Here is a 25,900-nt window from a genome sequence, read left to right as displayed (position 1 = left end):
ACCCGTGCGCCGGCCCGGGGGCCACGGAACCCCCTGTCCCCCACCGCGTACGAGATGCCATGCTCAGCGCTGTGCACAGTAGTCATACAAGCCCCGTCCTCGTGGGCCGCAGCGCCGAACTGACCACCCTCGGCGAAGCCTTGTCCCGGGCGGACGCCGAAGAGTCCGGCGCCGTCATCCTGGGCGGCGAGGCCGGCGTGGGCAAGACCCGGCTGCTTCGGGAATTCCTCGACCGGGCCGCCGCAGGCGGTGCCGTCGTCGCCCTGGGCGGCTGCGTCGAGACCGGTGCCGACGCCCTGCCGTACCACCCCGTCTCGGCGGCCCTGCGCTCCCTGCGCCGGCAGCTCGGCGCCGAACTGGACACCGCCGTCGCCGGGCAGGAGGGCGAGCTCGCCCGGCTCCTGCCCGAGCTCGGCGATATGGACCGGGACCACCCCGAGACCGATGGCCGCGCCCGCCTCTTCGAGCTCACCGTCCGCCTCCTGGAACGGCTCTCCAGGGACCGGACTCTCGTGGTGGCCCTGGAAGACCTGCACTGGGCCGACCGCTCGACCCGCGAGCTGCTCAGCTACCTGCTGCGCGCCCTCACCGACAGCCGCCTGTTGATCGTCGCCACCTACCGCGCCGACGACCTGCACCGCCGCCACCCGCTGCGCCCCGCCCTCGCCGAGTACGAGCGGCTGCGCACCGTCACCCGCCTCGAACTCCCCCGCTTCGAGCGCCCCGAAGTGCGCCGCCAGCTCGCCGCCCTCCACGGCGAGGCCCCCTCCGAGCAGCTCCTCGACCGCGTCTTCGCGCGCTCGGAGGGCAACGCGTTCTTCGTCGAGGAGCTGGCCCGCAGCATCCTCGGGGGCTCCCCCGGCGGCCTCAGCGACTCCCTGCGCGACCTGCTGCTGGTCCGGGCGGAAGCCCTGCCGGAAGAAGTGCAGCGCGTGGTGCGGATCGCTGCCGAGGGCGGCTCCGAGGTGGAGTTCCGTCTGCTGGCCACCGTGACGGGCCTGGCCGAGGACGAGCTGATCGAGACCCTGCGTACCGCTGTCGGTGCCGCCGTCCTGCAGCCCTCCGACGAGGGCGAGTCCTACCGTTTCCGTCATGCCCTGATGCGCGAGGCCGTGGCCGGTGACCTGCTGCCCGGCGAGCGCTCCCGGCTCAGCCGCCGCTATGCCGAGGCGCTGGAGGCCGACCCCACCCTCGTACGGTCCGAGGAGCGTGCCGGGCGTCTTGCCGGCTACTGGTTCGACGCCCGCGTCCCCGCCAAGGCGTTGCCCGCCGTGCTCGCCGCGGCGGGCGCCTCCCGCGGTCGCCATGCGTTCGCCGAGCAGCACCATCTGCTGGAGCGGGCGCTGGAGTTGTGGGACGACGTTCCTGAGGAGGTGCGCCGCCAGGCGATGCGTCAAGGTGTCGACGACGGCCTGTGCCCGGCCCTGTCCTCGGACGCGCCCGGCGACTTCGTGGACCTCCTCGCCGCGATCACTGTCGCCGCGCGTCTGACGGGAGAGTGGGAGCGAGCGCTCGCCATCTGCAAGCGGGCGCTGCGCGAGCTGGCGGACACCGATGCCCTGCGGGCTGCCTGGTTCTGGACCGAGCGCTACCAGCTGATGCGCGACCTCTCCCGCTCGGACGGCTGGGATGAGATCGCCCAAGCCCTGAAGCTGCTCGAAGGCCTGCCGCCGTCCGTCGTACACGCCTATGTGCTCACGCATGCGGCGCACTGGTACGTGGTGCACCAGCCCGGGGCGAAGGCCATCGAGATCGCGCAGCAGGCGGTGGAGCTCTGCCGCATGACGGGCGCGGAGACCAGCGGTCTCACCGCGCGGCACACCCTTGCCTGGCTGACCATCCACTCGGGCGATGTCGAGACCGGGCTCGCGCAGGCCCGGGACGTGTGCGCCCAGGAACTGAAACCCGGCAACGCCAACGCCCTGCTGCACGGCTTCGGCAATCTGTCCACGGCGCTGCACGGCCTCGGCCGTTACCGCGAGGCCGTCGAGGTCGCCGAAGAGGGCAGCGGGCTTGCCGAGCGGTACGGGTTGCCGGACACCGCCTCGTTCATCGACGGCAACCTCGCCGAGTCCCTCATCCAGCTCGGCCGCTGCACAGACGCCGACGAGGTGCTCGACCGGGCGTCCGGTCGCCGCGGGGTGAGCTCCCGCACCCAGGCCCAGATCGCCGAGCAACGGGCCGAACTGGCCCTGGCCCGAGGTGCGTACGCCGAAACTTTGCGCCATCTCGAGCACTCCGGTGGCCGGGCCACCGGCGCCTACCCGGAGCTGCAGCACACACTGTCCGTCGCCCGGATCGCCATCGCGCTGGCGGCCGCCGACGGCCGGATCCTTGACGTGCGCTCGCTGCTGGAGAGGGCCGTCGGCGACGCCATCGCCCCCGGCCACCATCGCTACGGCTGGCCACTGCTGTACGAGGCCGCCGCGGCGGAGGCGCGGGCCCACGGGCTCGCGGTGGCCGGGCCGGGGCGCGCGGCAGCGGTGCGGCGGATCCGCGAGGCCATGCAGGGCCAGCCGGAGTTCGTACCGCTGTGGGCCGCGCAGTCCCTGATGATCCAGGCCGAACTGCTCACCGCCGAGGGGCAGGACGCGACCGCCCGATGGACACAGGCTCTCGCCGCCACCGAGCAGTTGGAGGCCCCGGCGCTGATGGCCACCGCCCGGTTGCGGCTCGCGGAGAGCTTGATCACCCAGGGCGGCGCCGGTTCGCGTACATCGGCCGGCGAGCTGCTGCGACAGGCCAGGGCCGTGGCGGGCGAGCTGGGCGCGGCGCCGCTCGAGCGGGAGATCACCGCGCTGGCGGACCGCGCGCGGATTCCGCTGCACGAGGCCGAGGGAGGGACGGCGCCCCTCCCCCCGACACCAACGGCGACCCTGGGCCTGACTTCCCGGGAGCGAGAGGTACTGCACCTGGTCGCCGCCGGGCGAAGCAACCGGCAGATCGCGGAGGAACTGTTCATCTCGCCGAAGACGGCGAGCGTGCACGTCTCCAACATCCTGGCCAAACTGGACGTTTCAGGCCGCGGGGAGGCCGCGGCGATCGCGCACCGGCTGGGGGTGTTCGACACGTGATCACGTAGCGGATCGCTCCGACTCGTCGTCGAGGGGGCGGCCGCGGTCACGGGACATCATCAGGCTGAACGGCTCCGCGGCTGGATGCGGCACCTGTCCCTGGTCCGCGGTTCGGAGTAGATTCGGTATGTCGGTCAACGCAGTGACGCAAGGATCGACAGCTCGTGACCCGAAGCCAAAGGGGCGGCTGTGGGCATTGCGCCGGGAAACGTGCGCTTGATACGAAGCACCCTCGCCACCAAAGAAGCCGCGCTGGCCCGCGAGTTCATGGACGCCTCCTACGGTACGAGCCTGCGGCTCAGCGGCCGCCTGGAGGGCGAGGACCTGCGGTTCTCCCGTGTGGGTACCGACCAGTTCACCGTCGACCACGTGGTGCTTCCTGGCACGCTGCACTTCGCCTGCGATCCGCTGAGCCGTCTCGTGGTGAGCGTGACCAGCCAAGGACACCTGGGAGTCGACTTCCCGGACCGCAGCGACCGTCCCGGACTCACCACTCCCCTGCTGACCCCGTACGGGAAACCCTACCGAGTTGTGTGCGAGTCGGCGGTGACGCAAGTGACCACAATCGACCCCGCCCTCCTCCACGACACGCTGGGCACCCTCCCCGACGACCGCACACCACTGCACTTTCTCGAGCTGCAGGCTCCGGACCCTGCCGCAGCCCGGCTGTGGCAAGCCGCGACCTCGTTCGCATCGCACCGGCTCGACGGCGCGCAGTCGGTGCCGGCCCTGCTGTCCGGGCAGATGGCTCGTCTGCTCGCCACGACCTTGCTGGCTGTCTTCCCGCCCCGGACTCCCGACCGTCGCCGGATCGACAGCACCGATGCGACACCCGCGACGTTGCAACGCGCCCTCGCCTACATCGACTCCCACGCCCACCGGAACATCACGCTCACTGACATCGCCCGAGCCGCATGCGCCTCTCCCCGAGCCCTGCAGCAGGCCTTCCGCCGCCACCGCGACACCACGCCGCTCGCCTACCTGCGCCGAGCCCGCCTCGAACAGGCGCACCGCGAATTACAGACCGCCACCCCGGATGCATCGACCGTCACCCAGATCGCCGCGCGCTGGGGATTCGCCCACACCAGCCGCTTCGCGGGCCACTACCGCGACGCCTTCGGCCAATCCCCGGCCATGACGCTGCGCCAGAACACCCAACACAATTGAGACGCCAAACAACCGGCCACGCTCACACCGAGACCGACGACACGTCCGCTGCCACCGCATACCCGCCGTCCACGCGGCCCTCATGGGCCCACTCCCGCAAAGCCCACTGGCCCCGCGTGGACGGCTCTCCGTCCGGCTTGCTGAGCCTTGCCGTCCACGGCACATGAACCGCACGCCGCAGGCAGACCGTTCGGGGTCAGGGAAGCGGCCGGCCTGGGCGCACCGAAACGGCCCAAGTGACCATCTTTCCGCTCTGCCGGTACAGACGTCTGCCCAGCAAACGCGGCCCCCCGTCCAGAAAACGCGCATTCCACTGGCGAGGGGACGATCAACGCAGTCAGGTCGGCAGTTCTGGTCGTCCGGCTCCGTGTGTGATCACCCGTCCACGCTCGGGGCGCCGCCTCTCGGGGCGATCAGCCCCGTCTCGTAGGCGAGGACGACGGCCTGGACACGGTCGCGCAGGTTCAGCTTGGACAGGATGCGGCCGACGTGGCTCTTGATCGTGGTCGGACTGAGATGGAGCCGCGAGGCGAGTTCGGCGTTGCTGAGGCCCGTCGCGAGCAGGCGCAGTACCTCGAGCTCACGCGGGGTCAGGCTGGCCAGGTCACGGTGCGGGGCGATGGTCTGTGGTGCGTCGTGCTTGGCGAAGCGTTCGATCAGTCGGCGGGTGATCGTGGGTGCGAGGAGGGCATCGCCGGACTGCACCAGCTGCAGGGCGGCCACCAGGTGTTCCGGGGAGACGTCCTTGAGCAGGAAGCCGCTGGCGCCGGCCGTGAGTGCGGCGTAGACGTAGTGATCGAGGTCGTACGTGGTGAGGATGATGACCCGGGTCGCCTGCAGATCGTCACCGGCGAGGATGCGCCTGGTGGCCTCGATACCGTCCATCTCCGGCATCCGGATGTCCATGAGGACGACGTCAGGCCGCGTGCGGCGGACCGCCGCGACAGCCTCGGCCCCGTCAGCCGCCTCAGCGTTCACCTCGATGCCGTCCGCGGCAAGAATCATCTTGAAGCCGGTGCGTACGAGGGCCTGGTCGTCCGCGATGACCACCCGTAGCGGCGGCCTGTCCGCCGTCATGCCGCGCTCCGCGGGATACGGGCCGTGACCCGGTAGCCGCCGGCGGGTGTCGGCCCGGCCGTCAGCTTGCCTTCGTAGACGGCCAGTCGCTCGCGCAGCCCCAGGTGGCCACGGCCGTTGTTCTCCACCGGTGGGGAGCCCTTCGCGCCGCCGGTATCCGTGACCTCGATGTGCAGACTGGTGTCGGTGTAGCCGATGGAGAGCGTCGCCTCCGCGCCGCGTGCGTGTTTGATGGTGTTGGTCAGCGCTTCCTGCACGACGCGGTACGCCGCGAGGTCCACGCCTGGCGGCAGCGGTTGCGACGGCAGCGAAAGGCCGACACGCACGGGCGTTCCGGCAGCTCGGACTCGCGCGACCAGCGCGTCGAGCTGCGCGAGGCCGGGCTGAGGCTCCAGACCGTCTGACTTCTCCTGGTCCGTGGCAGCCAACAGGCCCATCACATGGCGCAGTTCTGCCATGGCGGCCCGGCCGCCTGCCTCCACGGCCAGCAAAGCCTCCTTCGATTGCTCCGGCATCACGTCCATCACTTTGCGTGCCGCACCCGCCTGGATCACCATCACGCTCACATTGTGCGTGACGACGTCATGCAGTTCGGCGGCGATGCGGGCACGCTCCTCCTCAACGGCCCGCCGCGTGGCCTGCTCCTGAGCCGCCTGTAGTTCGGTGACTCGGTCCCTGCTGGACGCAAGGCGTAGTTGCAGGAAACGGACGAGGCTGGCCAGCATCCCGGCCACCAGCAGCACGAAACCCGGGCTGGACCACCCTGGGACCACCGGATCCGCATGGCGGAAGGCGAAGCCGGACAGGACAGCGGCGATCACCAGGCCGGCGATCGCCATGATCCGGTATCGGCTGTGCACGACGGCGCTGTAGGCAGCGACGACGCAGGCAAGGACGGTGATCCATGAGGCGGAGCTGCCGATGGCCAGGCTCGCGGCAAGGACTGTGGCGAAGACGGCCAGCGGGTAGCGGCGCCGGAGGACGAGCGGCAGCGTCGACACGAGGACCAAGGCCCAGGGCACAGGGGGAAGTTCTTCCTCCACGGGTGCCTGATCAGGGCCAGGGGGCGGCGGGGCGGGGATCCCGGTGCCGTCGTCGATCTTGGGTGGGCTGATGGTCACAGGACCGTCGCCGGGGTAGCGCATCGCAAGGTACAGAGCGGCGAGGGTCAGGACGATCGCCAGTGCCACATCGGCGCGTACCGCTCGTCTGGACAGCGGGGCGGCCTTCGCCTCAGGGCGCAATGCGTCGAGGAGCTGTCGCTGCCTGCCGCGCCGGTCTTCCGTCTCCATCCGCACATTGTGCTGGGTTCTGCACCCGGCCGACGTCCGCCTGACTGACCAGGGCACCGTCCTTGGGTCCTCGTCCTCAGGTAGGAGTCTGCGGCCGGTTCGTCCCCGAGAACGGCTTGATATTGGTTTCACGGCCGACGCGCCCCGCCGGCAGCGGCCCCTAGGTTCACAGGGCCGGCAACGGCATGCGCCTCTCGCGACCGTAAGGACGGGCCTCTCGTATGAATCAAGTGATCGAACTGGAGCGGGTGGCGAAGCGCTACGACAGCGCCGGCGAGCCCGTGCTCGGACCGCTCACACTCAGCGTCGCCAGGGGCGAGGCCCTCGCCGTGACGGGTCCTTCCGGCAGCGGCAAGTCCACGCTGCTGAACCTCGTCGCCGGTCTGGACAAGCCGACGGACGGCGCGGTGATCGTGGCCGGGCGGCGGATCGACCAGCTGAGCGAGCACGCCCTCGCCAAGTTCCGTCGTGCGCGCATCGGTATGGCCTTCCAGTTCTTCAATCTCCTCGACGACCTCAACGTCACCGACAACATCCAGCTCCCTGCCCAGCTGACCGGGGCCGGCCGGCGCGACGCCGCGTCCCGCGCGGGCGAACTCATGGAGATGCTGGGCATCCAGAAGCACGCCCGCGCCTACCCGGGCCGGCTGTCCGGGGGTGAGCGCCAGCGAGTCGGCGTCGCCAGGGCGTTGATCAACCGGCCCGAGCTGCTGCTCGCCGACGAGCCCACCGGCGCGCTCGACACCGCCTCGGGCCACGACGTGCGCAACCTGCTGATGGACCTGCACCGCGGCGGCCAGACCATCGTGCTGGTGACGCATGACCGGTCATTGGCCGAGACGGTCGCCAGCCGCACGATCCACCTGGTCGACGGTCACCTCGCCCGCGATACGTACGCGCAGGCCGTCCGATGAGCCTGTTGGGCACCAGCGCGCTGAGCCGGGTCGTGCGCTCCGGGGTGAGCCGACGACGGGTGCAGACCGTGGTGATCGCCGTCGCCACGATGATGGCCGTGGCTTCGGCCGTGGTTGCCGGGTCTCTGATGGTCGCCGCGGCCGCGCCCTTCGACCATGCCTTCGCGAAGCAGCGGGGCGCGCACATCACCGCACAGTTCGATCCTGCCGAGGTGAGCACGGCGAAACTGGCGGCAACCGGAAAACTGGACGGCGTCACGGCGAGTGCGGGACCGTACTACTCCACGGCGTTCCGCCCGGTGGATCGTTCGGGCTTCCGGCTTCCGACGCTGACCCTGGTCGGGCGGTCCGTCGCGGACGGTGCCGTGGACCGGGTGGAGTTGAAGTCCGGCCGGTGGGTGCGGAAGCCGGGCGAGATCGTGCTCAGCACGTCATTCGAGGGGCCGGGCACCGAGATCGGCTCCACCCTCAGGGCGTCGGGAACCGCGAACGCCCCGTCCCTCAAGGTCGTCGGCGTCGCCCTGTCCACCAGCAAGACCGCCGACTCCTGGGCCACCCCCGCGCAGGTCGACGCGGTGGCGTCGCAGAGCCACCCCGTCACGCATCAGATGCTCTACCGCTTCGATTCCGCGGCGACGAAGCAACAGATCCTCACCGACCGGATGAAGCTCGACGCCGCCACGGGCTCCAAGGCACTGATGGGCACGCAGTCCTGGCTGGACACCAAGCGCGCCGCGGATCAGGGTGCGGCAGCGACCGTCCCGTTCGTGATGGCTTTCGGCGTGCTCGGCATCGTGATGTCGGTGATCATCGTCAGCAGCGTGATCAGCGGCGCGGTCGGCACCGGTCTGCGCAGGATCGGCATCCTCAAGGCCATCGGCTTCACTCCGCGCCAGGTCGTACGTGCCTACGTGGCCCAGGCGATGGTCCCGGCCGTCGTCGGCATCGTCCTGGGGGTCCTGCTGGGCAACCTCTTGGCCGTGCCGATGCTGGCGGACACGGAGTCGGTGTACGGCACCGTCTCGCTTTCGGTGGCCTGGTGGGTGGATGTGGCAGTACCGGCCGCGGCCCTGTTCGTCGTGGGAGTCGCGGCGCTGATTCCCGCACGGCGGGCCGGAAAGCTGCACACGGTCGAGGCCATCGCGGTCGGCCGGGCGCCGCGCACCGGGCGCGGGCAACGGGCACACCGGGTGCTGGGGCGGCTGCCGCTGCCGCGACCGGTGACCTACGGTCTCGCGACCCCCTTCACGCATCCGGTCCGCGCCCTCGCGATGCTGCTCGCGGTGGCGTTCGGCACCATCGCCGTGACCTTCGCGGTGGGGCTGACCTCGTCCCTGGGCGTGATCAGCACGTCACAGGCCCCAGAGAGCCGTGCCGCGGTCACCGTGACGACGGTCAGGCCGAACAATATCGCGCCCCCGCCGCCGCCTCCCGAGGCGGGCGCCGAGACGAGCGCGCCTCCCGTGGCACGCGCCCTGCCGGACCCGACCAGGGCCAAGGCCAAGGCCGCCGACCCGGCGAAGGTACGTTCCGCCATCAACTCCCAGCCCGGCCTGGACTCGTACTACGGCAAGCTCCAGGCCGAGGTCGTCGTGGCCGGCACCTCCGGTTCGGTTCAGGCCAGCCTCTACGAGGGCGATTCACGCGACGGCAGCTACGAGATGCTCTCCGGGCACTGGCTCGCTGGTGAGGGGCAGGTCGTGGTGCCCACCCGCTTCCTGGAGCGGACCAGCACCAGGGTCGGCGACACCGTGCGGGTGACCTACGAGAAGGAGAGCGCCGACCTGAAGATCGTGGGCGAGTCCTTCGACACGTCGGGCAACCAGCTGGAGATCCACGCGGACATGGCCGACTTCCCGGCGGCCGAGCCCAGTACGTTCCTGGTCAAGGTGAAATCCGGCGTCTCGGCGGACGACTGTGCCCACGAGCTCGCGTCGGTGGTGCGACCACTGGGCGGCGATGCCACGACCATCCCCCCGGCGGAGCAGAAGGGGGTCATCCTCGTCATGCAGGCGATGGCCGGGCTGCTGACCCTCATGCTGGTCGCCGTAGCCTGCCTCGGCGTGCTCAACTCCGTCGTCCTCGACACTCGCGAACGCGTCCACGACCTCGGCGTCTGCAAGGCGATCGGCATGACACCGCGCCAGACCGTGAGCCTAGTCCTCGCCTCGGTGACCGCGATCGGCGTGCTCGGCGGACTCCTGGGCGTCCCCGTGGGATACATGCTGCACAACCTCGTCATGCCGTTCATGGCACACGCCGTGGGCACCACGATGCCGTCTTCAGTGCTGGATGTGTACGGGCCAACACAGCTGCTCGCCCTGGGGCTTGGTGGAGTGGTGCTCGCCGTGCTGGGCGCGCTGGTCCCGGCGGGCTGGGCGGCCAGGGCCCGTACGGCTACCGCACTGCGCTCGGAGTAACACCATGACCGCTCGGCATCCCGAAGCAGCTGGTCACCACGGCAGGGCACCAGGAGCACAGCACGGGGAGCGAAGTGCTGCCAGCCTCGTGTCGTCGACATGCGTGTCAGGCCGCGCCGCGAGACGGTGGCCTCATGACTCGTCCACTCGTCCCGCCGAACGCAACTCCCCCGCCGCGGGACCCATAGCCGAAGCGCATGCGGAGCGTCCGAACGGCGGCATCTGGGACGCATCCGGCCGGTCGGCCCAGACCTGTTCCCCCAAAGGTTTGCGTGTGAGCTGCATCCGTCCGATGCAGGCGGACGGAAGGGGAGGAGACGTCATGCCGATCGAATGCGACGAGAGGAAGTGCGATGCACCGCGCCCGGACGGAGGCATTCCTCGCCCCTGACCTGGGCGATCCACGGATCGCGTACGACCACGGGCACGATCGGGTGATATCCGGCCGGGCTCCAGGCCCATCCCCCGGGGTGGCACAGACCCCGGAGATTCCCGGAGTCCCCGAGATCCCTGAGGTCCCGGAGGCTTCAGCAGCCCCAGAGGTTCTTGAGGATTCGGCCCTCGTCGACGCAGATGTTCCCGCGGCCGTCGGCCGCACCCTGGAGCAGGTCCTGGCCGAACGTCTTGAGGCCGCCCGCAGAATCGACCCCGCCTTCGCCAAGGACGTGGCCGGACGCGTCGCTCACTTCACCTCCAGCGGTGGCAAGCGGCTGCGCCCGCGCTTCCTCTGGTGGGGGCTGCGGGCGTGCGCCGAGACCCTCGATGCCGACCGGATCCGGGCCGCGCTGCGCCTGTGCGTCGGCCTTGAGCTGATCCAGACCTGTGCGTTGGTGCATGACGACGTGATGGATGGCTCGCTACTGCGCCGGGGGCAACAAGCCGTCCATGTCGAGCTTGAGGCCCGCTACAACACCAACACCAACACCACCGCCCGCGGGGCCGGCGCCCCGTTCGGGACATCCGCAGCCATCCTGGTCGGCGACCTGGCCCTGGCCTGGGCCGACGACCTGGTGGCCGACACGGCGCTCGACGCGGACACGGCACAGGCCGTCCGTGCGCTGTGGCAGGCCATGCGGGAGGAAATGGTCGCGGGCCAGTACCTCGACCTGCACGGGCAGGCGACCGGTTCTCGTTCCCTGTCCCGGGCCGCCCGCACGGCGACGCTGAAAAGCGCCCTGTACTCGGTGGAACGGCCGCTGGCCTTCGGTGCGGCGCTGGCCGGTGCGGACGGCCGGACCACGCGGGCGCTGTGCGCGGCAGGCCGCTGTGCGGGCCTCGCCTTCCAGCTGCGCGACGACCTGCTGGGCGTCTACGCGGAATCCGACCACACGGGCAAGCCTGCGGGCGACGACATCCGCGAAGGCAAGGCGACGTATCTGATGGCCGTTGCCCGGGAGCGCGCCGAGGCGGGGGCCGACCAGGACTCGCTCGCCGTCCTCGATGCCGTCCTCGGCGGCCGGGCCGAGTCGACAGGGCTCGAACTGGACCGCGTACGCAGCGTGCTGGAGACGACCGGAGCCCGCGGCATGGTCGAGAACCGAGTACGGCGGCTCGCCGCGCAGAGCGTGCGGCATCTGGCCGATGCCGCACTCCCCCGCCAGGCGGCCGAGGCGCAGCTACGGGCTCTCTTTTACCTGGTCAGCGGCGTTTCGGAACCCCTGCTCGCCGCTGCCCCCACTGTCGCCACTGTCGCTCGTGAAGAGAGGAAGCAATGAGGCGTCTGCAAGGGCCGACCGATCATGTGGTGGTCGTCGGAGCGGGACTGGCGGGCCTGTCCGCCACGCTGCACCTCCTGGGCGCCGGACGACATGTCACCGTGGTCGAGCGAGACCTGGAACCCGGCGGGCGGGCCGGATTGCTCGAACGCGGCGGCTACCGGATGGACACCGGGCCCACCGTCCTGACCATGCCCGACCTGGCGGACGAAGCGTTCGCCGCGGTCGGCGACCGGCTCAGCGACCGTGTGGAGCTGCTTGAGCTGCACCCGGCCTACCGGGCGCGGTTCGCCGACGGCAGCAGCCTGGACGTCCACACCCGGGCGGAGGCGATGGAAGCCGAGATCGAGCGCTTCGCCGGAGCCAGGGAGGCCGCCGGATACCGCAGGCTGCGTACGTGGCTGCATCATCTGTACAAGGCCCAGATGCGCCGGTTCATCGACACCAACTTCGACTCTCCCCTGGGACTGCTGACACCGGATCTGGTCCGCCTGGCGGCACTCGGCGGCTTCGGCCGCCTGGACGCGCGCATCGGCCGGTTCATCTCCGACGAGCGGCTCCGCCGCGTCTTCACCTTCCAGGCGCTGTACGCGGGTGTGCCCCCGGCCCGAGCGCTGGCCGCGTACGCCGTCATCGCGTACATGGACACCATCGCCGGCGTCTACTTTCCGCGGGGCGGGATGCACGCCCTGCCGCGGGCCATGGCGGCGGCCGCCGCCGACGCCGGTGCCGAGCTGCACTTCGGGCAGGAGGTGACGCGCCTCGAACGCCGCGGGGGCCGGATCACGGCCGTGGTCACCGATCAGGAACGGTTCCCGTGCGACGCCGTGGTCCTGACGCCGGATCTGCCGGTCGCCTATCGCCTGCTCGGTGCTCAGCCGCGCCGCCCCGTGCGCCTGAGCCACTCTCCCTCGGCGGTGGTCCTGCACGCGGGCACCGACCGCACCTGGCCCCAACTGGCCCACCACACCATCTCGTTCGGCTCGGCCTGGAAGCGCACCTTTCACGAACTGACCCGCACCGGCAGCCTGATGTCCGACCCCTCCCTGCTGATCACCCGCCCCACGGCCACCGACCCCGGGCTCGCTCCGGAAGGCCGCCATCTGCACTACATCCTGGCGCCCTGCCCCAACACCCGCATCGGCCCGTCTGCCCACCAATGGCGCGACCTCACGCCCCGCTATCGCGACAGCCTCCTCGCCGAGCTTGAACGACGCGGGTTGCACGGCATGGCCTCCTCCATCGAAGAGGAGTGCCTGGTGACACCGGCGGACTGGACCGCGCAGGGACACGCGGCCGGCACCCCGTTCTCCGCCGCCCACACCTTCGCCCAGACCGGCCCCTTCCGCCCACGTAACCTCGTACGCGGTGTCGAGAACGCCGTCCTGGCGGGCTGCGGCACGACCCCGGGAGTCGGCGTACCGACCGTCCTGATCTCGGGAAAGCTCGCCGCGGCACGCGTCACCGGGCCACGGCCGACAGCACCCGCCCGGATCCAGGCTCCGACCACCACGAAGGGCCTCGCGCCATGACCGCCCGGGAACTCGACAGCGCAGGCATCACCGACCCCGCCCTGCGCGCCGCCTACACCCACTGCCGCCAACTCAACGCACGGCACGGCAAGACGTACTTCCTGGCCACGCGGCTGCTGCCCGTCGAGCGCAGGCCCGCCGTACACGCCCTGTACGGATTCGCCCGCTGGGCCGACGACATCGTCGACGACCTCGACTCCACGGCCACGGCGGGTGAGCGCGCCTCGGCCCTGCACCTCCTGCAACAGGACCTTGAGATCGGCCTGCGCAAGGGAACGAGCACTGACCCGGTGGTGGCGGCCCTGTCGGACACCGCCGCCCGCTATGCCATCGCCCCGGAGCTGTTCACGGACTTCATGACGTCGATGCGACTCGATCTGGAGGTCACCGAGTACCCGCGCTACGCGGACCTGCGGAACTACATGCACGGCTCGGCAGCCGTCATCGGCCTGCAGATGCTTCCCGTCCTGGGCACGGTCGTCCCCCGCGATGAGGCCGCCCCGCACGCCGCCGCGCTCGGCGTCGCCTTCCAACTGACCAACTTCCTCAGGGACGTCGGAGAGGACCTCGACCGCGGACGCATCTACCTCCCCATGGACCTGCTGGCCGCACACGGCGTCGACCGAGCCCTCCTGCGCTGGAGCAGGGACAGCGGGCGCGACGACCGGCGCATCACGGCGGCTCTGCGGGACGCCGCCTCGCTCACCCGGCACGTCTACCGCGAGGCAGCGCCCGGCCTGCCGCTGCTCGACCCCGTGTCCCGGCCCTGCATCCGTACCGCCTTCGTGCTGTACGGCGCGATCCTCGACGCCATCGCACGCGACGGGTTCGCGGTTCTGCACCGACGTGCCGTGGTACCCCACCACCGCAGGGCGGTGGTCGCCTGTGACGGCATGGCCCGCCTGGCCGCGGCTCGCCTGCGCGCCCGCTCCATGGGCTCCACCGTCCCAGTCCCGGGCGCACCTGACGCGTCGCCTGTCTCATCGCCGCCCCAGAACATGCCGCACACTGCGCAGACACGAACGCGGCAGCCGAGGAAGGAGGCCGTATGAGCTCCGGGCGCTTCTCCGGCACCGGGCGCCTCTCCGGAACCGGCCGCTATCCGCTGAGGCTGCGGCGTCGTCCCGTGGCCTGGGAGCGGCAGCAGCCGACCTGGCGCGAGGCGAAGCCGGCCGTCATCGCGCAGGCGCTCAAGCGCGCCCAGGCCAGGCCGTCCGGCAATTGGTACGTGCTGGGCGACGCCCGCAACATCACGGCCGAGCGACCGCTGGGCCGGACCATCGCCGGCACCGAGGTCGTCGCGTGGCGCGACGCCGCGGGGGCTCTACGGGCCGGCCCCGGCGCCTGCCCCCATCTCGGAGCGCCGCTGAAGGACAGCGTCGTGCGATGCGGCACCCTCTTCTGCCACTGGCACGGGCTGGCCCTCGACGGATCGGCGCGCGCGGGCTGGCAGCCTTACCCCGCCTACGACGACGGGGTCCTGGCCTGGGTACGCCTCGACTCGGTCGGCGGTGAGCAGCCCCTGGACCGGCCGGTCATTCCCGAGCGTCCGCGGCTGGCCGGAAGTGTGTCGGCGGTCTGCACCGTCACCGGGGCCTGCGAACCCGAAGACATCATCGCCAATCGCCTGGACCCCTGGCACGGCGCCTGGTTCCACCCCTACTCGTTCGTCGATCTCCGCGTGGTGAACGAGCCCGGAACCGGACCGGTGAGCGATGCCGAGGACTGCTTCGCCGTGGAGGTGTCCTTCAAGGTTGCCGCACGCGCGGTGGTACCGGTCACGGCCGTCTTCACGGCTCCCGAACCGCGCACCGTCGTCATGCACATCACTCAGGGCGAGGGAGCGGGCTCCGTCGTGGAAACCCACGCCACACCTCTCGAACCGGACGCCGCGGGACAACCGCGTACGGCCGTGTTCGAAGCGGTGATCGCCGCGTCCGACCGGCGGGGGTTCGCGGTCGCCAGGTCCCTGACACCACTGCTGCGCCCCGCCATGCGGGCGGCGGCCGGGCGACTGTGGCGTGACGACATGGCATACGCGGAGAGGCGCTGGGCACTGCGAAGCAGCGGACGCTTCCCGGGCTGAGCACCGGGTTTGACGGCGGCCGCTGAAGTCTGGACACGGAAACCCGCCACCGCCCGGGAACGGAGATCAGGGGCATCGGCGCCCCATCTTCGCGAACTGACGGTTCCGCCCCTTGGTGTCCCACCACTCTTCCAAGAGGCCACGCACCAGCTGCACCAGTTGGCGAAGACGCTCGGGGTCAGGGGCGGACGAGGTGAACACGTCCACAAAGGACCGGTCGCTCCACGGCAGCGTGAACACCCAGCACTCCTCGGCGTGCCCCTTCCGCTCGATGGCAAGCCGGTACGCCAACGTGATGCTGCGATCCGGGTGGTGGTCCACCGTCAGGTCGGTGACGTGGAACCGGGTCGCGCCGTCATCGGAGGTGTGTGAGCGAGCCAGGACGCGCTCAGCCGGTGTGTGAGCCACCATCTGCACCTCTCACCTCGTACCGGCCACCTGGTTGAGGGCCCTCAGCGCCATCGTCCTGCCCTTGTCCGGGACGGTCCACAGTGTTTGTCCGGCCACGCCCCAGCGTTCGAGCAGGGCGTTCGCCGCGAGGAAGCCGGTCGTTGCCGCACGTTCCATCAAGGCGACCGGCAGATCGCTGCGCACGATGTCGCCGGCCAGCGTGACGGCCGGGTCCGAGGTGTGGACCGTGGGCCTGTCCCGGTATCCGCCGACGGGGAACAGCGGGCAATCGGCGCGCCACTCATGCCGTTCGTCGACGATCTTGGCATCACGAGTCTCCGGGTAGACCCGATACAACTGGGCCAGCAGATTGCGCTGTTCCGCTGCCCGGTCCGCTCCTGGATGGACCGCGTAGGCGTGCAGTTCGATGACCGAGCCACCCGTACGGGCCGACCAGTCGGCCGCCTCGTTCTCCCAGCGCTCAAGGACACTGACGTTGTCCAGTGACCCGTATCCGCTGGTGCCCAGAAAGCCGGGGCGCTCGGGCGCCGGCCGCCGGTCGAGCCACAGCCGGGAGACGAGGAAGGGCGGCGCGGTGCGCAGGCCCATGACCCTCGTACGCCAGTCGCGGTCGACGAGCAGCGGCGACTGTTCCACCACCTGTTGCAGACCCTTGATGTCCAGGGCCAGGACGACGGCGTCATGGCGCTTGCGCCCGTCCGGCGTGATGACATGAAAGCCGCCCTGGCACGCGGGCTCAATGCTCTCGACACCTTGGCCGGTACGGATGTCGGCCTGGTGACCGGCCAGATACCGGGCCAGCGGTTCCCACAAGGCGGCCGGGAAAGGTGCCCGGGGCACGTCGAACAGCAGACCCTCGCTGGAGCCGAGGAAGTAGATGTGGAACATCAGGGCAAGTTCGGCCGCCGACAGTTTCCGCGGGTCGGCGAAGAAGCTGCGAGAGAACACCTCGAAGGCCAAGTGATGCGCTGCCTGGGGGAATTGGATGCGTTCCAGCAGATCCCATGCGCTGATGTGGTCGAAGCGCCGGTAGACGTCGGGCACGCGTACATCGAGCAGCGGCAGCGCGGAGCGCGGACTCATCCGGGTCAGGTCACGCCAGCCGAAGGTGGGGCTCAGGGCCACGAAACCGAGCGCGCTCCAGGGCGGGGTGCGCGGAACCTGCGCGAAGCTGTCCTGCATGCCGCCGCTGTGTCGCAGCGGATAGTCGGGCAGGCCCCGGAGCATGCTCAGGGCGGGGTCGGCACGACGCAAGAGCCCGCGCAGGTTGTAGTACTGGCGGAAGAAGGCATGAAATCCACGGCTCATCGTGACCTTGGAACCGTCCGCCAGTTCCGTGGACCATCCCGCGAGCCGGCCCCCCAGCTGCTCGTCCCGCTCGTAGAGCGTCACCTCAACGCCCCGCTCCGCCAAAGCTGTTGCCGCGGCAAGACCGGCGATGCCCCCACCGATGACCGCAACGCCGCGAGCCTCACCACTGACACGCGCCACCCCCGTCGGGCCCGGCACCACACGGGCGCGCCGATCACGCCCGTGACGCCTCGCGCCGCTGTGCACCGCACCGCGTCCGCTCATCGCGCGGCGCCCGAGGCCGCAGCGACCACGGTGTGCACGATGCCCGTCTGCCAGCCCGGCATCGGCAGCACCCGCACCTGGCGGAAGCCCGCTCGCCGTACCCGTGCGGCGAATGCGGCCGCCGTGTCGAAATCGACGACGCTGCGAAACAGGTGCCGGTAGAGGCGACGGTCGCCGGCCACCGTGCCGGCAGGAAGAACCACGCCCTTGCACACGGCGGTCCACACCGCGCGGTCCAGCGCCCGGCCACTGAGCGTGTACTCGTGCACGCCCAACCGGCCATTCGGAGCGAGGAGTTGACGCATGGCGGTCAGTACGGCATCCGGGTCGTCGAGATTGCGGAACAGGTAGGCCGCGAAGATCGCGTCGAAGGGGCCCTCGACCCCGGCCCGGGCAAGCTGCTCGGCCGGCGCATGAACGAAGCGCACGCCAGGGGGCCACGGCTTGGCCGCGGCCCGGTCCAGCATGCCCTGCGAGGCGTCCACCGCAATGATCTCGGCTCGCGGTGCCGCGTGGAGGAGGGCGGCGGTCGACGCGCCGGTGCCGCATCCCAGGTCGAGCACGCGCAGTCCCGCGCCTTCGTCCGCCAGACCCAGGCGTCGGGCGGAGCGTCGCAGATGGGCGTGGTAGCCGGGATTGGCGGACACCAGCCGGTCGTAGGTGTGAGCGGCGTGATCGAACGCGGCGGACAGTTCGTCGTCGCGCAGCAGCGTCATCTCGGCTTCTCCTTCGGTTCGTGCCTGGCTTGACTGATGGCCTGCCTGTGGTGCCGGGGCAGCCACGGCAGCTCCGCGACCGTACGCAGCATGGGCAGGACAGGCGTACGCAGACCGATCCTGAAGTCCTCGTCCCAGCGCGTACGTCCGTCGAGAAAGCGCAGCAGCCGTTGCATGGGCACCTTGCCGAACAGTCCGGCGAAAAACGCGGCTCCGTCCACGCGTCCGGTGTCCAGGGCCCGGAGCATGACGGAGTCCATGGCCAGCGAGCGCCGCGCGTGGACGGGCGGGGGCTCAGGCGTACGCCCGAGGTGGTAGGCGGCCGCGATGGCGGAGGTCTGTCGCTGCACCGCCGCGAAGGTGTAGCCGGTGGACGGGCGTGTCGCCCCGCCGGCCGTGCCGATACGGAAGACCGACCGGCCGGAGCGGCGGGGAAAGCGCGCGTCGGTCATGGGGATGACCCCCTGCTCGGCACGCCTGACCTCGTAGCGTTCCAGGCCGAGTCGCTTCGTCACGTGCAGGCGCAGCGCCTCGTCGTAGGCACGCTCCTCAAGCACGGCACGGGAGAATTCCGTGTACTCGACCAAGGCGTCGTACGGAGTCGTGGGCAGCACGTACGCGAAGGAGAGGCCGTGCGCGGGCTGTGGTGTGCGAAAGTCCATCAGGTCCGCCAGGCCGGGCTCGAAGGCGGGCCGGTCCGTGCGGATGAACCAGCCGCGGAAATGCTGCAGCAACGTGGTCCTTGCGGGCGGCAACGCCGTGAGCGGGCGGGAGTCGAACACCCACCGGGCACGCAAGGCCAACGCCTCGCCCTGCGGCGTGGTTCCGCGTACCTCTGCTCCCTGCGCCAGGTCACGCACCTCCTTGACCTCGGCCTCCACGCGCCGCACCCGAGCGTCTCCGTCGAGTCGCGCCACGACCAGTTCCTCGAAAGAGCTGGAGCGGAGCATCTTGTAGCGCAGCGGCGCCGGAGAACCGATCACGGATGTTCCGTCGGGGGCGCGCACTCGCAGGGTGTCCCACACGCCGGACAGCGACGCGTCGAACTCACCCTCGCTCCCTTCCCAGAAACACCAGGTCCGCTCGGGCGGCCTCGCCGGGCCGCGCGGGGCATCAATAAGAACGATCGAAGGCTTGGTAGGGGCGACAGGGGTGGTGCCCGCAGGAGGACTGGTGCCCGCAGGAGGGCTGGCGCAGAGCCGATAGGCCAGGGACAGCCCGGCCGCACCGGCGCCCACGATGGCGATCTCCGCGTCGTCCATGCCGTCCCTCGTACATTGCCCGTGCGTCGGCCCTTGCAGCCAGCATTCCCTACGAAGGGAGCCGTTGGATGCACAGACATGGGTACTTACGAAAGTACGAAAGCCACCCCTCGGTGCGTCGTCCGACAGCCGACCGGCACCTCACCACCCCAACCGCCGCCCCCGGATAGCCGGACAGGTCCCCGAGCGGGCAGTTCCGCTGCTGTCCTGCCGGACCTGCGCCTGCGTCTGCACCTGCCATTGGGTGGCGGCGATGCCCAGCGCCCCGCCGACAAGCAGACAGCACGCCGCGAGCAGCAGCACGGACCTGCGTCCGGCGTTGCGGTCCGAAGTGACGTGTCCGGTCGGCTCCCGCCGTACGGTGGCCTGCATAGCGGCGGCATTCGGCGGGCGCGGCTGCGAGGCGCCGCCCAGGTCGTCGGTCAACTCCGCGGAGATCGCCTGCCAGACACGTCGCGGTGGCGGCGCCGGTACGTCGGCAGGGGAAACGGACCGCGCCGCATCGACGACCCGGCGCAACGCATCGAGATGCGCGCGGCATGTGCCGCACTGGCGAAGGTGGGCGCCGACGGGCCCAGATGGCGCCGCATCGGCCTTGGTGAGAGCGAGTTCAGCGAGATCCGATGAGTCAACATGCTTCACGGTCGCCCACCTCGCTCGCCTCGCCAATGTCGCCCGCATCGCCCGGCGCCTCAGATCTCGGACTACTTCTCGCGAGGGCACACTGCCGGATGCGGAAACGAACCTGAAAGCGGGTGCTAGCCGTCCACCGGGCCCTCTTCGCCTTCGAGGGTGTGCCTCAGCCGATGCAGGCCCCTACGGATGTGGCTCTTGACGGTGCCCAGGGGAAGGCCCGTGTGCTGGGCGATCTGCAGCTGGGTGAGGTCGTGGTAGAACGCCAGGCCCAGCATGAGCCGCTGCACCGGCGGCAGTTTGCCGAGTTCCTGCACGATGAGCACCCTGTCCAGCGCGGCTTCCGGGTGATCGTGCGTCGGAAGCATGCCGGTCCCACCCTGCACACCTGCGGCCGTGGCGAGCGCGAGACGGCGGGTGCGAGCCGTCAGCGCATCCGCCGTTCTCCGGCGGGTGATGCCTACGAGCCATGCCGAGAGAGGCCCTCGGTCGGGCCGGTAGCTCGCCCGGCCGCGCCATGCGGCGATGAAGACCTGCTGCGTGACGTCTTCCGCCTCACGGGCATCGCCCAGAGCACGCGCGGCGAGCGTGTGCACCAGGGCGCCCCAGCGCTGATAGAGCGCTGCGACGCAGCGTTCGTCGCCACGGACGAACCCGGCCGCGATCTCCTCGGCGTCCTGGCTCTCCTCGGCCGGCACATGCGATGGGACCGCTGTGGGAACGAGTGCCGCGTTCACCGCCATGGGTTTCCTCCTGCCGGACCTGACGGCCCGGTGAGCTCGGTCCAGTCGCCTCGGCGGGGCTGCGCGGGCTCACGCAGCCAGTTCCACCAAGCGTCTTGCGCGCTGTGATGGGCCAAGACTCGCGATCACGCGCTGGGCCGTGCAACATGCGTCGGTCTTGCGTCGTACGGTGAACCAATGACGGAAGCCGAGCTACAGCGCCCCCTACTGGCCGTGGCGGGTCTGAGCACCGGAGCTGTCGCCAGACGATTCGGCGTTGCGCCGACGACGCTGCGTTCGTGGGGCCAGCGCTACGGCGTCGGCCCCGCCGGCCACCAGAGCGGGCGCCATCGTCGGTGGACGCGTGAGGACATAGCGGTCCTGGAGCACATGTGCCGGCTCACCAGTGCGGGAGTGCCACCCTCCGAAGCTGCTCGGGCCGCCCTGGCGACCTCCGTAGCTCCTTCCAGCCGGCCGGAATCCTTGACCCCTGAACCGAGTGGTCGACCCTCACCGCTCGAGCGGCCTGCCCTGCCCGGCCAGGCCCGGCAGCACCTGCGCGGGCTGAGCCGTGCGGCGCTGAGGCTCGACTCCCCCGCCATCGAGAGCCTGCTCAGTACGGCCGTCTCGCAGTTGGGGCTGATCCCCGCGTGGGACGAGGTGATCATGCCTGCCCTGCATGCGGTCGGCCGTAAGTGGGAGACGTCCGGCGAGCGTTATGTCGAGGTCGAGCATCTGCTGTCGTGGCATGTGTCGACGGCTTTGCGGCGCGTGACGAAACCTTACGGAGCGATGCAGCGCGAGGCCGGGGCCTCGATCTCGCCCATACTCCTCGCTTGCGTGCCGGGCGAGGCGCACACCCTGCCGCTGGAAGCCCTCGCGGCGGCACTGTCGGAACGTGGCGTTCCGGTGAGCATGTTCGGATCCTCGGTGCCGGCCGAGGCGCTCGACCAAGCCGTACGCCGGCTCGGTCCCGCCGCGGTCGTGCTGTGGGCGCAGTCCTACGGCACCGCCAGCCGCCCTCTTGCCCAGCATTTCGGCTCGCTGCAGTGGGGCGTTCCCGGAGCTCGTACGCAATCAGCCGTCATGGTGGCCGGCCCCGGCTGGGCAGGACCACACCTCGCGGGCACCCTGCGCCCCCACCGACTCAGCGACGCCGTCACCTCACTCCTCGCTCTCGGCGACCTGTGAGTTGCGAGCCGCGCGTTGTGAGAGTCCCCCCCCCGCAGGTCCGACCCGCGAGGGCGAGAGGGTCCTTCCCGCACTTCTCTACCCCGCGGCTGCCGATGTGGGGGCCGCGGCCGACCTCGACGTGATGCTGGCACGGGCGCCACAAGGGAGAGTGGTGATCGCTCCACAAGCCCCCCATCCCGTGCGTCCGTAAGTGCCCACCTGACGCTCATGCGTTGACGCTCATGCGTTCAGTCGGACCTGCCACCTGCCAGGCCCCTACGACCGTTCCTGCAGCACGTCCGCAGGCAGCTCCGCGTCCTTCGCCTTGTCTCCCGGCTGGAGTTGATCGGCGTAACCCGCCTCGGTCCACACCAGCTTCTTGAACTGCTCCGGGGTGAGCACTCCCTGCCACGGAGTGCCGCCGGGGCAGAACACCGAGGTGCAGCCGTAGCAGTACCGCGCGGGCTTCCACAGGCGTTCCGCGCGAACTTCGCCTGCCTCCGCGGCGGATTTCTCACGCCCGTCGCCGCGCACGACCGCGAAGGTGCCGAAGAAGCAGATCAACGCGAGGACGACACCCCCGACCGTGTACAGCGGCTTGTCCTGCTCAACGCCCGTGTAAGCGAGCGCGACGCCCATGCCGGTCAGCACCATGCCTTCGACGAAGTGCAGGCATCCGTCGCCGGTCTTGTTCGGCCCCGGTTCCAGCCGACCGTTCAGGTCCTCACGCATCGCGCCCTTGCCGCCGCGCGCCTCCTCAACGGTGCGCACGTCAACACCGCCACACCCGGGACACGTCACTCCCGCCGACTCCCCGGCCCTCTCGGTCTCCATGAAGATCAGCCTATCGGTCAGCCGAATCGTGGCCGAGGTGGGCGGAACTCGACCCGATAGCAGCGTTGTTGCACGGTTTTGCGGCTGTGTTGTCCGCAGGAGTGGATCGGCGCCAACTGATGCACGACATACGGTGGTGGATCTGGGCCGGTGCCCGTCAGCCCTGTGATCGCGCGCGGCATCGACGGAGGATGACGCAAGAGAGCGGGCCCGCGCGGCGAAGCGGGCCCCGATGCCTACCGACAGCAAGGAGCAGTACTGACGGGCATCGTTGACGGCGCGCAGCGAGCAGCGGCGGAGGAGGCCCGAAAGAAGCTGCTTCCCAAGGACCTTGTGACAGCCATCGGCCGGGACATCGAGCTGGAGGTGGGAGAAATCTGGTACCGCCACAGCCCTACGTTCAAGGGGCTGACCGGTGTGGTGTGCGACGCCGAGGGTGTCGTCGTACACGCCCCCAGGCGCAGCAGGTCCCGCAAGCCCAGTGCCATGGTGGGCGCCCACAGGTTCGAGGCCGGGATCAGGAAGCTGCTGCCTCACCGGGGTACGGCAGCTGTCCCGGCGATGCTCAGTGATTTGGACGGGCTCGCGAGCGTGTTCCTGACGGACCTCGCCCGGGATGCGGCCTTGGTCGCGCGGGAGGGCGGGATCAAACGGTTCGGCACTGTCACCCTGACGCTGCCGGGCGAACCGGCTGACCCGCGCCCGTCCGTGCCGGAGTCCGTCCCCGAGCCCGTCCCAGCCCTGCCCACCCGCACAAGAGACAGGCGGACCATCGGCAGGGATGACGTCCTGGCCGCCACCATGATCCAGTTGTTCGGCGAAGTCAGGCAGCGAGCCCTCGCCGCGGCACGCGAAGCGACGGAGACCGGTTCGGAGGACTGAGCGGGGGCTCCAGGGATCACGGCTGGGGCCCCGACATTGGTAAGCACGCCAACACGCCACGCACCTCACCGAGTTGGGTGCGCGCACCGCATGCTTCCGCGAGCCGTCGCCGGGTCCACGCGCGAGGAGGCCGGGAGACTCGTCCGCACATGTCAACCAGTCCGACCTGATCCCCTCAGGCGTCACTCACTCCGGTGGTTCGGCCGCAGGCGGCTGCGCGCGGACTTGCTGCCGCGGGACAGTGGCCCGATGCGCCGCCCCCTCGTCATGCTCGTCGTCCTGGTCCTGCTGAGTACCGCGGGGTGCACCTCCGTGAAGCCGGGGCTCGCTCCGTCATTGAAGCCCGCGGGTGGCCAGGCGCCCGCTTCGCGGGAGGTTCGCGCGCCCGCCACCCAGCCCTCGGCCCGTGACGCGCTGGTGAGGAGCAGCGCGGGCAGGCCGAAGAGCGAGGAGGGAAAGAATCGCGCGGAGCCGACCCCGCGCCGCCAGGCACCAGCCGTCGACCGTGAGCCCCCGTCACCAGCCGCTCACCGCACGCCGGTTCAGCGGGCGTCGCCGCCGCCCCGGCCCGTGGCACAACGACCCGAGCGGCGCCCCCATCGGGTGGCGCCCCGTCCCCCGCGGCCACAAAAGACCTACGACGGCAAAATCGTGTGCGAGATGGCCGAGGGTGTCACGGACCCGGCCACGGTGGCGTTGTGCCGGGGCAGCCTGGGCCAATGAGCCGTCAGGCGCCGCCTGTTGGGCACGGCAGGGAGGTGCGTGTCCGTCAGTCGCCGAAGCGATGGCGCGCGTCCTCGATGTGGCCGAGATACTGATGGGTCCAGCCGCAGAGTGCGTCGACCGCGGCGCGCAGTGCGCGGCCCGGCTCGGTGAGGGTGTACTCGACCCGCGGCGGCACGGTGGCGTACACCTTCCGGCTGACCAGTCCGTTGCGCTCCAGCATGCGCAGGTTCTGGGTGAGCATCTTGTGGCTGACGCCCTCGACCTCGTTGCGCAACTCACTGAAGCGCAGGGTGCGTTCGCCCAGCGCCTCGATGATCAGGAGCGCCCATTTGTTGGCGACGTCCGAGAAGATCTCCCGCGCCAACGAGTCCGCGCGCCTCAGGTCGGCGTCCTCGGGCAGGCCCTTGAGTTGCTGCTTGGTCCCCATGGGGTCCCCCAGTCACCGAGAAGTGCGTTCATCCACATCGACGCCCGCCACTCTCCTACGGTTCCTCAGTAACCACAAGAGAGCATGTGCATGTGAGGGATGGGGCGAGACCCACCCCCAACGACGGAGCATCGCTCAGCCCAAGAACACGGGCCGGCGCAACAACCACTGCCCGAACGTCCGGCGCGGGGGCCGCACCACCACACGGCCGTGCGCTTTCTGACCGACCAGCTCCACGCGCAACTTGGTCGGCACGCCCGGGGGCGTCCGCGTGCCGTGGTCCACCAGCTTGCAGTGCACCAGGGTCAGGCCGTCGGCATCGACCTCGATGCCCGGCCCTGTGATCAGTGTCAGCCCCTTCCCCGCCATGGCCACGTCGACCCGAAGGGTGTCCTGAGCGATCACGGCCTCGGTGAAGTCGAGCGTCACGTCGCACCAGATCACCGCGAGCTCCAGCCGCCGCGGCACCACCCAGCGCCCCCGGCGCTCCACCGCACCGCTGTGAATCTGCTCGATACGGACGACGTCCTTGACCTCAGCCTCAGCCGCAGCCGTACCCGATACGGGCGGCAGGTCGGTGGTGAGCGCGGCCAGTTCACCCAGAGTCCGCGCCGACAGAGCAGTTCCCAGGCGCTCGTCCAACTCCTCCGCGGTCAGGAGGCCGTCCCCCGCCGCGACACGCAGCACGTCGACCACCCGGTCCCGGTCCGCATGAGAGGCCCGCATCTCGGGCGACGAGCGGGGGCCAGCGTGCTTTCCGATGGGCGCATTCTCTCCCGACATGCATCCGTCCTGGTCTTGGTCCTGTCGAGCGCTCCGCGCGACGCAGGGAGCGCCGCGCGCGTAAGAAGACTAACGCTATATCGCGACATACATCCTTGCCGTGGACGGCACCCATCATGCCGAGGACCCGTCACGACAACAACCGCATGTCATAAGCCGGTTCACCCCCTGCGGACTTCCGCTGCGACCTCACTCCTCGCCACCCGGCCCGGCGGGCGGGAGCCCTCGCTCGGTCGCCTGCGCGCGCAGCAGCGCGACGAAGGCGTGCACGGCCGCGGAGCGGAAGCTGCCGGTCCGGGTCAGCAACGCAGCCGTGCGGTGCGGCAGCGGCGGTGACAGCGGAACCTGCGTCAGCCCCGGCCGGTCCAGGGTCACGGCGTCCGGCAACACGGAGGAGACAGCGCAGGTGCCGCAGTTCCACAGGAGCCATGCCAGGCAGCGTAACGCCGCTTATTGCTCTCATCTAAAGGAGGCATGCA

At 70.4% G+C, this 25,900-nt stretch carries 22 protein-coding genes; 10 read left to right on the top strand and 12 right to left on the bottom strand.

The features are described 5' to 3' along the window. Positions 1 to 59: 59 nt before the first annotated feature. Entirely contained in the window at positions 60 to 3,074 is a 3,015-nt protein-coding gene (locus tag ACZ5U5_RS15590) for a helix-turn-helix transcriptional regulator (RefSeq protein ID WP_469021348.1), read from the top strand. A 216-nt stretch (positions 3,075 to 3,290) separates the two neighbouring features. Next, positions 3,291 to 4,241, top strand: coding sequence for a helix-turn-helix transcriptional regulator (locus ACZ5U5_RS15585; RefSeq protein ID WP_469021346.1), 951 nt, complete (start codon positions 3,291 to 3,293; stop codon positions 4,239 to 4,241). A gap of 375 nt (positions 4,242 to 4,616) precedes the next feature. Here the strand turns inward: ACZ5U5_RS15585 and ACZ5U5_RS15580 are convergent, their stop codons facing one another. Beyond that, on the bottom strand, positions 4,617 to 5,318 hold the full coding sequence (locus tag ACZ5U5_RS15580; RefSeq protein WP_469021342.1) for a response regulator: 702 nt from the start codon (positions 5,316 to 5,318) through the stop codon (positions 4,617 to 4,619). Then, on the bottom strand, positions 5,315 to 6,610 hold the full coding sequence (locus ACZ5U5_RS15575) for a sensor histidine kinase (protein WP_469021340.1): 1,296 nt from the start codon (positions 6,608 to 6,610) through the stop codon (positions 5,315 to 5,317). Before ACZ5U5_RS15575 ends, ACZ5U5_RS15580 begins: the two co-directional genes overlap by 4 nt. A gap of 221 nt (positions 6,611 to 6,831) precedes the next feature. Between ACZ5U5_RS15575 and ACZ5U5_RS15570 the strand changes: the two genes are divergently transcribed. The 6 genes from ACZ5U5_RS15570 to ACZ5U5_RS15545 all read left to right on the top strand — a co-directional run bounded on the left by ACZ5U5_RS15570 (position 6,832) and on the right by ACZ5U5_RS15545 (position 15,277). Continuing rightward, entirely contained in the window at positions 6,832 to 7,524 is a 693-nt protein-coding gene (locus ACZ5U5_RS15570) for an ABC transporter ATP-binding protein (RefSeq protein ID WP_469021338.1), read from the top strand. Beyond that, a complete protein-coding gene (locus tag ACZ5U5_RS15565; protein WP_469021335.1) occupies positions 7,521 to 9,944 on the top strand; it encodes an ABC transporter permease in 2,424 nt (807 codons plus the stop codon). The genes ACZ5U5_RS15570 and ACZ5U5_RS15565 overlap by 4 nt, the downstream gene beginning before the upstream one ends. A 353-nt stretch (positions 9,945 to 10,297) precedes the next feature. Continuing rightward, the gene (locus ACZ5U5_RS15560; RefSeq protein ID WP_469021333.1) at positions 10,298 to 11,659 is read left to right on the top strand and encodes a polyprenyl synthetase family protein; all 1,362 of its coding nucleotides are present in this window, start codon (positions 10,298 to 10,300) and stop codon (positions 11,657 to 11,659) included. Beyond that, positions 11,656 to 13,191 carry a phytoene desaturase gene (locus ACZ5U5_RS15555; protein WP_469021330.1) on the top strand — a complete coding sequence of 512 codons (1,536 nt, stop codon included), beginning with the start codon at positions 11,656 to 11,658 and terminating at the stop codon, positions 13,189 to 13,191. Before ACZ5U5_RS15560 ends, ACZ5U5_RS15555 begins: the two co-directional genes overlap by 4 nt. After that, the gene (locus ACZ5U5_RS15550; RefSeq protein ID WP_469021328.1) at positions 13,188 to 14,243 is read left to right on the top strand and encodes a phytoene/squalene synthase family protein; all 1,056 of its coding nucleotides are present in this window, start codon (positions 13,188 to 13,190) and stop codon (positions 14,241 to 14,243) included. Before ACZ5U5_RS15555 ends, ACZ5U5_RS15550 begins: the two co-directional genes overlap by 4 nt. Further along, positions 14,240 to 15,277, top strand: a complete 1,038-nt coding sequence (locus ACZ5U5_RS15545; protein WP_469021326.1) for a DUF5914 domain-containing protein — start codon at positions 14,240 to 14,242, stop codon at positions 15,275 to 15,277. Before ACZ5U5_RS15550 ends, ACZ5U5_RS15545 begins: the two co-directional genes overlap by 4 nt. Before the next feature lie 66 nt (positions 15,278 to 15,343). Here ACZ5U5_RS15545 and ACZ5U5_RS15540 read toward each other — a convergent pair whose 3' ends face one another. The 6 genes from ACZ5U5_RS15540 to ACZ5U5_RS15515 all read right to left on the bottom strand — a co-directional run bounded on the left by ACZ5U5_RS15540 (position 15,344) and on the right by ACZ5U5_RS15515 (position 20,617). Continuing rightward, positions 15,344 to 15,685, bottom strand: coding sequence for a hypothetical protein (locus tag ACZ5U5_RS15540; protein ID WP_469021323.1), 342 nt, complete (start codon positions 15,683 to 15,685; stop codon positions 15,344 to 15,346). 12 nt (positions 15,686 to 15,697) lie between these two features. Beyond that, positions 15,698 to 17,263, bottom strand: coding sequence for an FAD-dependent oxidoreductase (locus tag ACZ5U5_RS15535; protein WP_469021321.1), 1,566 nt, complete (start codon positions 17,261 to 17,263; stop codon positions 15,698 to 15,700). Continuing rightward, complete coding sequence (locus ACZ5U5_RS15530; protein WP_469021318.1) at positions 17,260 to 17,979, bottom strand: class I SAM-dependent methyltransferase; 720 nt, start codon at positions 17,977 to 17,979, stop codon at positions 17,260 to 17,262. The genes ACZ5U5_RS15535 and ACZ5U5_RS15530 overlap by 4 nt, the downstream gene beginning before the upstream one ends. After that, on the bottom strand, positions 17,976 to 19,241 hold the full coding sequence (locus ACZ5U5_RS15525) for a lycopene cyclase family protein (RefSeq protein WP_469021315.1): 1,266 nt from the start codon (positions 19,239 to 19,241) through the stop codon (positions 17,976 to 17,978). Before ACZ5U5_RS15525 ends, ACZ5U5_RS15530 begins: the two co-directional genes overlap by 4 nt. Positions 19,242 to 19,382: 141 nt before the next feature. Continuing rightward, positions 19,383 to 19,883, bottom strand: a complete 501-nt coding sequence (locus ACZ5U5_RS15520; protein ID WP_469021312.1) for a hypothetical protein — start codon at positions 19,881 to 19,883, stop codon at positions 19,383 to 19,385. A gap of 116 nt (positions 19,884 to 19,999) precedes the next feature. Next, positions 20,000 to 20,617, bottom strand: coding sequence for a sigma-70 family RNA polymerase sigma factor (locus ACZ5U5_RS15515; protein ID WP_469021309.1), 618 nt, complete (start codon positions 20,615 to 20,617; stop codon positions 20,000 to 20,002). 177 nt (positions 20,618 to 20,794) lie between these two features. Between ACZ5U5_RS15515 and ACZ5U5_RS15510 the strand changes: the two genes are divergently transcribed. Continuing rightward, complete coding sequence (locus tag ACZ5U5_RS15510; protein WP_469021306.1) at positions 20,795 to 21,787, top strand: MerR family transcriptional regulator; 993 nt, start codon at positions 20,795 to 20,797, stop codon at positions 21,785 to 21,787. A 258-nt stretch (positions 21,788 to 22,045) separates the two neighbouring features. Here the strand turns inward: ACZ5U5_RS15510 and ACZ5U5_RS15505 are convergent, their stop codons facing one another. Further along, entirely contained in the window at positions 22,046 to 22,540 is a 495-nt protein-coding gene (locus ACZ5U5_RS15505; RefSeq protein WP_469021303.1) for a hypothetical protein, read from the bottom strand. 321 nt (positions 22,541 to 22,861) lie between these two features. Here ACZ5U5_RS15505 and ACZ5U5_RS15500 point away from each other — a divergent pair, with 321 nt between their 5' ends. Beyond that, a complete protein-coding gene (locus ACZ5U5_RS15500; RefSeq protein ID WP_469022438.1) occupies positions 22,862 to 23,485 on the top strand; it encodes a hypothetical protein in 624 nt (207 codons plus the stop codon). A 769-nt stretch (positions 23,486 to 24,254) separates the two neighbouring features. Here ACZ5U5_RS15500 and ACZ5U5_RS15495 read toward each other — a convergent pair. The 3 genes from ACZ5U5_RS15495 to ACZ5U5_RS15485 form a co-directional block, all read right to left on the bottom strand. Then, positions 24,255 to 24,638 carry a winged helix-turn-helix transcriptional regulator gene (locus tag ACZ5U5_RS15495; protein ID WP_469021301.1) on the bottom strand — a complete coding sequence of 128 codons (384 nt, stop codon included), beginning with the start codon at positions 24,636 to 24,638 and terminating at the stop codon, positions 24,255 to 24,257. Between the two features lie 135 nt (positions 24,639 to 24,773). Continuing rightward, the gene (locus ACZ5U5_RS15490; RefSeq protein ID WP_469021299.1) at positions 24,774 to 25,421 is read right to left on the bottom strand and encodes a DUF1707 SHOCT-like domain-containing protein; all 648 of its coding nucleotides are present in this window, start codon (positions 25,419 to 25,421) and stop codon (positions 24,774 to 24,776) included. 189 nt (positions 25,422 to 25,610) lie between these two features. Continuing rightward, positions 25,611 to 25,811 carry a hypothetical protein gene (locus ACZ5U5_RS15485; protein WP_469021296.1) on the bottom strand — a complete coding sequence of 67 codons (201 nt, stop codon included), beginning with the start codon at positions 25,809 to 25,811 and terminating at the stop codon, positions 25,611 to 25,613. Positions 25,812 to 25,900: the final 89 nt, after the last annotated feature.

The sequence above is a fragment of the Streptomyces sp. NPDC033177 genome, assembly GCF_055577715.1.
The sequence above is the reverse complement of the archived record's forward strand: the minus strand, read 5'-3'. Positions and strand labels throughout refer to the sequence as shown.

Coding starts and splice junctions, on each gene's coding strand:
- ACZ5U5_RS15590 (WP_469021348.1), top strand. CDS start 60: ATGCTCAGCGCTGTGCACAGTAGTCATACAAGCCCCGTCCTCGTGGGC.
- ACZ5U5_RS15580 (WP_469021342.1), bottom strand. CDS start 5,318: ATGACGGCGGACAGGCCGCCGCTACGGGTGGTCATCGCGGACGACCAG.
- ACZ5U5_RS15575 (WP_469021340.1), bottom strand. CDS start 6,610: ATGGAGACGGAAGACCGGCGCGGCAGGCAGCGACAGCTCCTCGACGCA.
- ACZ5U5_RS15570 (WP_469021338.1), top strand. CDS start 6,832: ATGAATCAAGTGATCGAACTGGAGCGGGTGGCGAAGCGCTACGACAGC.
- ACZ5U5_RS15565 (WP_469021335.1), top strand. CDS start 7,521: ATGAGCCTGTTGGGCACCAGCGCGCTGAGCCGGGTCGTGCGCTCCGGG.
- ACZ5U5_RS15560 (WP_469021333.1), top strand. CDS start 10,298: ATGCACCGCGCCCGGACGGAGGCATTCCTCGCCCCTGACCTGGGCGAT.
- ACZ5U5_RS15555 (WP_469021330.1), top strand. CDS start 11,656: ATGAGGCGTCTGCAAGGGCCGACCGATCATGTGGTGGTCGTCGGAGCG.
- ACZ5U5_RS15550 (WP_469021328.1), top strand. CDS start 13,188: ATGACCGCCCGGGAACTCGACAGCGCAGGCATCACCGACCCCGCCCTG.
- ACZ5U5_RS15545 (WP_469021326.1), top strand. CDS start 14,240: ATGAGCTCCGGGCGCTTCTCCGGCACCGGGCGCCTCTCCGGAACCGGC.
- ACZ5U5_RS15535 (WP_469021321.1), bottom strand. CDS start 17,263: ATGAGCGGACGCGGTGCGGTGCACAGCGGCGCGAGGCGTCACGGGCGT.
- ACZ5U5_RS15530 (WP_469021318.1), bottom strand. CDS start 17,979: ATGACGCTGCTGCGCGACGACGAACTGTCCGCCGCGTTCGATCACGCC.
- ACZ5U5_RS15525 (WP_469021315.1), bottom strand. CDS start 19,241: ATGGACGACGCGGAGATCGCCATCGTGGGCGCCGGTGCGGCCGGGCTG.
- ACZ5U5_RS15515 (WP_469021309.1), bottom strand. CDS start 20,617: ATGGCGGTGAACGCGGCACTCGTTCCCACAGCGGTCCCATCGCATGTG.
- ACZ5U5_RS15510 (WP_469021306.1), top strand. CDS start 20,795: ATGACGGAAGCCGAGCTACAGCGCCCCCTACTGGCCGTGGCGGGTCTG.
- ACZ5U5_RS15495 (WP_469021301.1), bottom strand. CDS start 24,638: ATGGGGACCAAGCAGCAACTCAAGGGCCTGCCCGAGGACGCCGACCTG.
- ACZ5U5_RS15490 (WP_469021299.1), bottom strand. CDS start 25,421: ATGTCGGGAGAGAATGCGCCCATCGGAAAGCACGCTGGCCCCCGCTCG.